This window comes from Desulfococcus sp. (genome assembly GCF_050178255.1).
GTDB classification, from domain to species: Bacteria; Desulfobacterota; Desulfobacteria; order Desulfobacterales; family Desulfococcaceae; genus Desulfococcus; species Desulfococcus multivorans.
Genome location: NZ_JBFXGG010000155.1, coordinates 1 through 5,837 on the forward strand (window position 1 = coordinate 1; position 5,837 = coordinate 5,837).

General features: G+C 54.2%; 9 protein-coding genes. 2 read left to right on the top strand and 7 right to left on the bottom strand.

All coding sequences use genetic code 11. The features are described from left to right. Window positions 1–82 precede the first annotated feature (82 nt). The 7 genes from AB7S84_RS16160 to AB7S84_RS16190 all read right to left on the bottom strand — a co-directional run bounded on the left by AB7S84_RS16160 (window position 83) and on the right by AB7S84_RS16190 (window position 3,837). On the bottom strand, window positions 83–679 hold the full coding sequence (locus AB7S84_RS16160) for an ATP synthase F0 subunit B (RefSeq protein ID WP_020876094.1): 597 nt from the start codon (window positions 677–679) through the stop codon (window positions 83–85). Beyond that, complete coding sequence (locus tag AB7S84_RS16165) at window positions 676–1,131, bottom strand: ATP synthase F0 subunit B (RefSeq protein WP_020876095.1); 456 nt, start codon at window positions 1,129–1,131, stop codon at window positions 676–678. Before AB7S84_RS16165 ends, AB7S84_RS16160 begins: the two co-directional genes overlap by 4 nt. Before the next feature lie 30 nt (window positions 1,132–1,161). Then, window positions 1,162–1,410, bottom strand: coding sequence for an ATP synthase F0 subunit C (gene atpE / locus AB7S84_RS16170; RefSeq protein WP_020876096.1), 249 nt, complete (start codon window positions 1,408–1,410; stop codon window positions 1,162–1,164). 74 nt (window positions 1,411–1,484) lie between these two features. Next, complete coding sequence (gene atpE, locus AB7S84_RS16175) at window positions 1,485–2,456, bottom strand: ATP synthase F0 subunit C (protein WP_020876097.1); 972 nt, start codon at window positions 2,454–2,456, stop codon at window positions 1,485–1,487. Window positions 2,457–2,458: 2 nt separating this feature from the next. Further along, complete coding sequence (gene atpB, locus AB7S84_RS16180; RefSeq protein ID WP_020876098.1) at window positions 2,459–3,133, bottom strand: F0F1 ATP synthase subunit A; 675 nt, start codon at window positions 3,131–3,133, stop codon at window positions 2,459–2,461. A gap of 24 nt (window positions 3,134–3,157) precedes the next feature. Next, window positions 3,158–3,538, bottom strand: a complete 381-nt coding sequence (locus AB7S84_RS16185; protein ID WP_428155756.1) for an ATP synthase subunit I — start codon at window positions 3,536–3,538, stop codon at window positions 3,158–3,160. Then, window positions 3,535–3,837: an AtpZ/AtpI family protein gene (locus AB7S84_RS16190; RefSeq protein WP_020876100.1), complete on the bottom strand. Its 303-nt coding sequence runs from the start codon at window positions 3,835–3,837 to the stop codon at window positions 3,535–3,537. The genes AB7S84_RS16185 and AB7S84_RS16190 overlap by 4 nt, the downstream gene beginning before the upstream one ends. A gap of 545 nt (window positions 3,838–4,382) precedes the next feature. On the opposite strand from AB7S84_RS16190, the gene AB7S84_RS16195 reads away from it, so the two are divergent. Together AB7S84_RS16195 and AB7S84_RS16200 are read left to right on the top strand one after the other, a co-directional pair. After that, a complete protein-coding gene (locus AB7S84_RS16195; RefSeq protein WP_020876101.1) occupies window positions 4,383–5,420 on the top strand; it encodes a DHH family phosphoesterase in 1,038 nt (345 codons plus the stop codon). 11 nt (window positions 5,421–5,431) lie between these two features. Further along, window positions 5,432–5,837: ribonuclease Z (locus tag AB7S84_RS16200; protein WP_428155758.1), on the top strand; the 406-nt coding region annotated here is incomplete at its 3' end.

A 5,837-nucleotide genomic window follows, 5' to 3' on the forward strand; every position in this document is an offset into this window, starting at 1 on the left:
CCTGAAGCCTCAAAACAAGAACCCGGCCAAATCACTGACCGGGTTCTTGTTCCTGACGCTGTTGCATCGCTCTGGAAAAACGCTATCCGATCTTTCGTTCGATCGAGGAAACGTAGCTCTCGAACATGTCTTGCCGATCCGCTTCGGTCATGTGATCCGGAAGGCGGGTCATGGCGAGGTTGATCGCTGCATCCACCAGCCTGTCCTTAAATGTTTTTTTCGCCGCCAGGATATAACCGCCGACCTTCTGCTCGGCCAGAGACATCATGAATTCGCTTTCCCGCTCGGCGTCGGCGATCAAATCCTGCCGTCGCTTTTCGCCCATGCGGACGATCGTTTCCTTCAGCTCGGCAAAGCGGACATCGCTCGCCACCATGGCTTTGCGGGCCTCGTTGATTTTTTCGGTGACCAGGGCTTTTTCATTTTCCAGGTCCTTGATTTCCGCCGCGATTTCATCCCGGCGCATCCTCAGAAATCCCATCAGCGGCTTTTTGCCGAACTTCACCACGACAAAGGAGAGGATGCCGAAGTTGACCCAGAGCATCACCATATCATAGGTCTTGCGCCAATTCCCGTTTCCCTCCTCGGCGAATGCATCACCTCCGAACAGGTGAAGGCATGCCGCCGTACCGGCAAGGACAACAATCCACAGGCTCAGAAATTTCCACTTGTTTTTCATGAAGATAATCTCCGGTTCAGCACCTTTTCCATGATATGGACGGCCAGATGCTCCGATTCGGCCTCAAGGTGCTTTTGGGCTTCCTTGAGCTGCACGTCGACTTGCTTCTCCGTTTTATGCCTCAGTTCAGCAATGGCTGAAACAGCCTTTCGGTGAATGCTTTCGGCCGTTTCACTGCCTTCGTGCTCTAACTTCGCGCTGATGTTGTACGCCTCTATCTTGACGACTTTCTCCCGTTGTCTCAGATCCGTCAGGATGTTCTCCACCTCATTTTCCGTATCCTTGATCCCCTGGTCGAGGCCCTGGATGAAGTCGTCCCGCTCGGTCATGGTCGTTTTCAGCGGCCGGAACATGATGCGGTTGATAATGAACAGGAAGATCAGAAACGAGATCAACTGGGCGAACAGAGTTTCATTGATGCTGATTAAAGCTATATTGCTGACGATTTGCATTATTATCTTCCATGTCTGATGATGATAAAACTAAACGACGAAAAGAAGCAACAGCGCAATGACAAGAGAATAGATTCCCGTTGATTCCGTAACGGCCTGGCCGACGAGCATGGTTCGCGTCAGGAGTCCGGCTTCCTTCGGATTCTTTCCGATGGCCTCACAGGCCTTGGCGGCTGCCATTCCTTCACCGACACCAGGTCCGATTGCACCCAGTCCCATACAAAATCCCGCGCCGAGAAAAGCTGCCGATCTGATGATATCTACGCCTTCGATTGCCATGTTAATCAAATCCTCCCATTTTAGGATTAAATGAAGTATAGTAATGAATTGCCTGTAATGACCATGGACGCTCTCTATACAACAAAGATCAAAATCAGTGCGATGACCAGGGAATAGATGCCGGTGGATTCGGAGACCGCCTGTCCCACGAGCATGGAGCGGGTCAATATCGCCACCTCGTTCGGACTTCGCGACATCCATCGAACCGCTCCCTCGCCGGTGAATCCCTCTCCGATTCCCGGTCCGACGGCCCCGAGTCCCATGCACAATCCGGCTGCGACCAAGGCCATGCAGGCTGCCATAGACGTGGCCGGTTCAAAGGTTTTGAAGAGCAGTATCACGGCGACAAGAAGCCCGTAAATCGCGGTGGTTTCGGCAACGGCCATTCCCAGAAGCATGCCGTTGGTGACGGGCGCCCTGCTGAGCGGCTGTCTTGCCACCCCCTCGCATCCGGCTCTTGCGACGAATCCCTCTCCGATGCCGGAGCCTATGGCGCCAAGTCCCGCGGCAAAACCCGCGCCGATGACGGCCGCCCATGTCGGCGAAAAGGGACGGGTGAAAAAGTCCGCATACAGCAGAATCAGGGACGTGACCAGTGCGTAAATCGCCGATGTCTGCGTAACCGCCGATCCGATCAGCATGGTGGTGGTCAGTTGATCCGCTATAGCCGGCTGACGGGAAATACCGAAACACGCTTCGCCCGCGGGATATCCGGCGCCGATGCCGGAGCCGATGGCGCCCAGCCCCATGCAAACGCCGGCCGAGACGAGGATGTACACCGATAGCGTTTCCGCCCGGTGCTGGGTGAACAGCAATATCATGGACACCACCAGCGCGAAGATGGCTGCTGATTCCGCCACTGCCTGCCCCACCAGCATGTTCTTGAAAATGTTTCCGGCGGAGTCGGGATTTCTGGAGATGCCGGCGTTTGCCTGTGCAGCCGTATACCCTTCTCCGATGGCGGCCCCGACGGCCCCGAAACCCATCGACAGACCACTTCCAATAAAAGCCGAGACCTTTACCCAAGTTGCGATGTCATATGTCATGGTTATCTAACCTGTACTGAGATGTAAACAACGGTGAGCATTGTAAAAACGAACGCCTGAATGGTGCCCACGAAAAGGCCGAAAAAGGCATTGAGAAGCGGCGGAAAAATGATGCTGTATGTCAGATACGAGACGACCAGAATAATGATGGACCCGCCCATGATATTGCCGAACAAACGGAAGGATATCGATACCACCTTGGCGAGCTCGCCGATGACGTTCAGCGGCATCATGAAAAAAATCGGCTGGAAATATTCCTTGACGTACTCCTTGAACCCCTTTGCTTTGATCCCGGCGTAGTGGGCGATGACAAAACCCATCAACCCCAGACTCAAGGGGGTGTTCAGGTCTTTCGTCGGCTCCTCGAGGTTCGGGATGATGCCGAACCAGTTGGAGAGGACCAGAAACATGAAGAGCGCGCAGATCAGAGGCGCATAAGTCTTGGCTTTCTCCTTGCCCAGCGCATCCTCCGTCAGTCCATACAGATGTACGACAAACAACTCTCCCACGGACTGCAACGGCCCCGGCAGCCGGCTTCGCTTTCGAGACGCCAGAAAACCGAAGAGAAGCAGGCTGCCGATAACGAGCCACGTCATGACCATCACCTCGAGGTTGAACGTCATGTCGTGTCCGAAGAACGGAACGATCAACTGGTGTACCCTACCTAATTCTTCCATAAATCACTTCCTCTAAGATGACCCCTATCCGGTTGAAGAAAAAATGAAGGACGAAAAATGATCAATGAGAATCATCATCTGGACCATGAACAGTCCGATGACGACGGCAAGCAGATTGAAGTCTTCGGATTTGATGGCGACGACCAGGGGGACGGCCATCAGTCCGAAGCGCAGGAGGATGGATCCCATGGATAAAACGAGTGATTTGATTCTGGAGGATTGAAGAACCCTGCGGGGCAGGGACTCGCCGATGAGGATGAAATTGACGATGCTGGCGAGGGTGCCGATGATGAGGCCTTTTGCAAAAGGTTTCTGAGCGGCAAAGATGAAGACAAGAGAGATGAGGATGGCAGCTATCAGTGCTCTGGAACAGTACGTCTTCTGGGTTTGTCGTACGGTATTCATTCCCGGTTTTTTGTCTCTCCGTCTTTTCCCTGCCCCATCATGTCCATGATTTGGCGATAGGCCACATTTCCACCGCCGATGACGCCCAGCAGGATGAAAATGGTTACAAAGATGCCTCGGGTTCCCAGCCATTTGTCGATATACCAACCGACAAAAAAACAGAAGATGATACAACCTGCCATCGTGAGGCCGAGCTGCATGATGATTTGCAGATTTTCAGCCCAGTCCCGATTCTTTTTGTAGTTGAAATATTTCTTTGCCGTTGTCGACCTCCGGTGGATGAGTTTTGCCGCATGCATCTCGCATAAGGGCCGAGATCCGCCCGTTCATATTAATTCCATTTTCGATATGGCCTATAACAGATCCGGATCCATCGTGTCAAGGTCTGAATTTATTCCCGGATCTCTTACGCTGGGTTGCCTGGTGCAATGTCGAACCGAATGCGAAGGGCCGGGAGGGTGATGCTTCGTGAACCGTGGGCATGATGCCCTTTATCTGGTTTGTCTGGAAATTCGTTGCCGTTGTCGCGCTTCGTTGCCGGAAAAAGATTCTGGACGGCGATGGGAAAAAATGTTTGTAATATGAGCCGGGGCATCATAGTATTTTCAGGGGCGGCCGTAATCTCTTGACATGACCGCAGACAGTGATGATGGTTATCCGGATGGGGGCGGCGGTCGTTTCCGCCGTCGCCGGTTTCCGAAAAGAGGTGCGAACCGTCTCATCGATTGTGTGCCGTCGAATCATTGTTTCAACTTTCGACTTTCATGATGGTGACCGGTATCGGCTTGTGAAAGTCGAACGTTGCGTCATTATGTTTATATAGCGAGCAGGTGTTGTTGACCCCATGAAACTTTCCGCCGTCGAAAGGCTTCGTCGTTTCTACAAACTGTTTTCGGGCGTCGATCAGGTGCTGATTCTGATCAACGCCGACCCGGATGCCATCGCCGGCGCCATGGCCGTCAAGCGGCTTCTGTGGCGGAAAGTGGCCGGCGTCACCATCTCGAGCATCAACGTGATCAAACGGCCCGACAATGTGGCTATGGTTCGGCTGCTCGATGTGAGCCTGATCCATATCGAGGATATCAAGGACCCAAAACGCTTCACCCGCGTCGTTCTCGTGGATTCCCAACCCGCTCACAGCGATGCCTTCAAGCGATTCAATGTCGACGTTGTCATCGATCACCACCCCAAAACGGAAATGGAGGTGAAGTATGCGGACGTGCGACCGGATTACGGCGCCAGCGCCACTATCGTGACCGAGTACTTGCGTGCCGCGAGGATCAAACCCTCGGTCAGGTTGGCCACGGGGCTTTTCCACGCCATCAAGACCGACACCCGGAATTTCGAACGCCAGACGGCAATGGAGGATATCCGGGCGTTTCAATTTCTTTTCCGATACGCCAATACGACGCTGGCCCGGAAGATCGAGCAGGCCGACCTTCGGATCGACTTTCTGAAATACTTCAGAATCGCCATCGAGACCATGCGAATCCACAGAGGACGGGTTTTCGTTCACCTGGGGGCCGTGGCAAACCCCGACGTCTGCGTGTTGATCGCCGATTTTTTCATGCGGGTGAACCCTGTCACCTGGAGCATCGTCTCAGGGGTCTGTGACGGCACCCTGATATTGATTTTCAGAAACGACGGCATCCGGAAGAATGCGGGGCGGGTGGCCAAAACGAGCTTTTGTCAACTGGGATCGGCGGGGGGGCATAAGAGCATGGCGCGGGCCGAAATACCGGTCGACGCGGTTGCCGACATGATCGACGTGAATAACGATCGTCAGGTGCTCCACTGGGTGATCGATCGGATCGAAAAAAAACATCCGGCGTCCCAGAGCTGCCGTAAGGACGCTGAAAACACTGGGGGATTTCCGCCATGAAGGGCAGGTCCATGACGCTTGCGACGGATGACCTGTCGGTGGTCGTTCTGGGGTCCGGAACCTGCGTGCCGTCCCTGCGGCGAAGCGCCTGTTCAGTTTTCATGGAAACCGGCGACGCGAAACTGCTTTTCGATATCGGGCCGGGAACCATGCGGCGGCTGCTGGAGATCGACGTCGAAATTTTCGACGTAACCCACATCTTCCTGAGCCACTTCCATCCCGACCACACCGGAGAGCTTGTTCCGTTTCTCTTCGCGAACAAATATCCTGACGGCTCCAGGCGAAGCACTCCGCTGGTCCTGGCGGGCGGCAGGGGAATTCAGGCCTTTTTCGATGGACTTTTGAACGTTTATGGGCATTGGATCGCGTTGCCGCCGGACGGCTTCAGGATCATTGAATTCGACACCGATGGCCCGG

Bases quoted from the DNA above. Each gene is read 5' to 3' on its own strand.
- AB7S84_RS16185 (WP_428155756.1), bottom strand. From the start codon at position 3,538: ATGAATACCGTACGACAAACCCAGAAGACGTACTGTTCCAGAGCACTG.
- atpB (WP_020876098.1), bottom strand. From the start codon at position 3,133: ATGGAAGAATTAGGTAGGGTACACCAGTTGATCGTTCCGTTCTTCGGA.
- AB7S84_RS16190 (WP_020876100.1), bottom strand. From the start codon at position 3,837: ATGCATGCGGCAAAACTCATCCACCGGAGGTCGACAACGGCAAAGAAA.
- atpE (WP_020876096.1), bottom strand. From the start codon at position 1,410: ATGGCAATCGAAGGCGTAGATATCATCAGATCGGCAGCTTTTCTCGGC.
- AB7S84_RS16195 (WP_020876101.1), top strand. From the start codon at position 4,383: ATGAAACTTTCCGCCGTCGAAAGGCTTCGTCGTTTCTACAAACTGTTT.
- AB7S84_RS16165 (WP_020876095.1), bottom strand. From the start codon at position 1,131: ATGCAAATCGTCAGCAATATAGCTTTAATCAGCATCAATGAAACTCTG.
- atpE (WP_020876097.1), bottom strand. From the start codon at position 2,456: ATGACATATGACATCGCAACTTGGGTAAAGGTCTCGGCTTTTATTGGA.
- AB7S84_RS16160 (WP_020876094.1), bottom strand. From the start codon at position 679: ATGAAAAACAAGTGGAAATTTCTGAGCCTGTGGATTGTTGTCCTTGCC.